A 1,459-nucleotide genomic window follows, 5' to 3' on the forward strand; every position below is an offset into this window, starting at 1 on the left:
ATTTTCTTCTAATTAACATTTTAAAAACCTAATAAAACCACTAATTTATGCATGACTCTGTACTTTTTTTAACTTAAAATAGCGCCCTCACAGACTACCCTCTCACACCAAAATTTAAGCATACACATAATATGTCCTATTCAAGATCTATTGTGCAGTTTCATTTTTAAAATTAAACCTTAAGGGATCATCTATGACATCAGATGTAACGTCGGCATCTAGTCAACTTAACAGAACCGCTATTTTACTCGTATTAGCGCTAGGCACATTTATTTTAGGATTATCTGAGTTTTCGATGATGCCTATGCTGCCACTAATTAGCGAAACATTTGGCTCAACGCCATCACAAAGTGGCTATGCAATTAGTGCTTACGCCATTGGTGTTGTAGTGGGTGCCCCTATTTTAATGCTTACCACTGCTAATATGAGAAAGCGCAAAGCATTGCTCATATTTATAAGCTTAATGTTTGTCTCAAACGGATTAAGCGCGATGGCAACGTCGCTTGAGCAACTTGTAATATTTAGATTTTTAAGTGGTTTACCTCATGGTGCATATTTTGGCGCGGCTATTTTATTAGCATCGGATATTGCCCCAAAAGGTAAGCGTGCTAGCTTTATGTCTAAGGTGTTTATGGGTTTAACTGTGGCCACTATTGTTGGTGTGCCTGTTGTAACACTTGTGGGTCAAAACCTTAGTTGGCGGTACTGTTTAGCCGGCGCTGCAGTGCTTGCATTTATTGCTTTTATTTTTGTTTACAAAGTAGTTCCAAATATAGATAACGCTAAGCCTTCTAACTTACTAAACGAGTTTGGCGTACTTAAAAACAAACTGGTTTGGTCTATTTTGGGTATTGTAATTATTGGCTTTGGCGGGGTGTTTTGTATTTATACTTACATTGCCGACACCATCTTAGTGGTAACAAAAACAGCCCCATATACTATTTCTATCGCAATGGTAATGTTTGGTATTGGTTGTACGCTCGGTAACTATGTACTGGGTAAAGCTGCCGATAAATCAGCAATTAAAACGACTGGCCTGACGCTTGTATGTACCATTGTATTTGCCTTTGCTTATGTAACGGCAAGCCATAATATTTGGGCTCTTTATGCAGTGATTTTCTTTATTGGTTGCAGTGTGGGCTTGGCTACGCTGATTCAAACGCTTTTAATGGACGTTGCACCCGAAGGCCACGCTATGATTGGTGCTCTTGTACAGTGCGCATTTAATACTGCCAATGCTATAGGCCCTTGGGTCGGTGGAATTGCAATAGCACAGGGTGCTGCACCTAATCAAACAGGTTACGTAGCAGCTGCATTATTTTTAGGTGGTTTGGGTATGTGGCTACTAAGTTACTTACAACTAAATAAACAGCAACCAACAGCGCAAGCAGCTAATTAACTTGAGTTCTGGTTAATTTAAAATACAAAAGAGCCGCTAATTAGCGGCTCTTTTATTTTT

General features: G+C 39.1%; 1 protein-coding gene. It reads left to right on the forward strand.

All coding sequences use genetic code 11. The features are described from left to right. The first annotated feature begins 193 nt into the window (after window positions 1–193). Window positions 194–1,399, forward strand: a complete 1,206-nt coding sequence (locus GQR46_RS19605; protein WP_165742211.1) for an MFS transporter — start codon at window positions 194–196, stop codon at window positions 1,397–1,399. The last annotated feature ends 60 nt before the right edge of the window (window positions 1,400–1,459 follow it).

Source organism: Pseudoalteromonas sp. Z1A6, from assembly GCF_011378745.1.
Lineage (GTDB): Bacteria > Pseudomonadota > Gammaproteobacteria > Enterobacterales > Alteromonadaceae > Pseudoalteromonas > Pseudoalteromonas arctica.

Excerpts from the sequence above, each read along its gene's own strand:
- GQR46_RS19605 (WP_165742211.1), top strand. The coding sequence starts at position 194 with ATGACATCAGATGTAACGTCGGCATCTAGTCAACTTAACAGAACCGCT.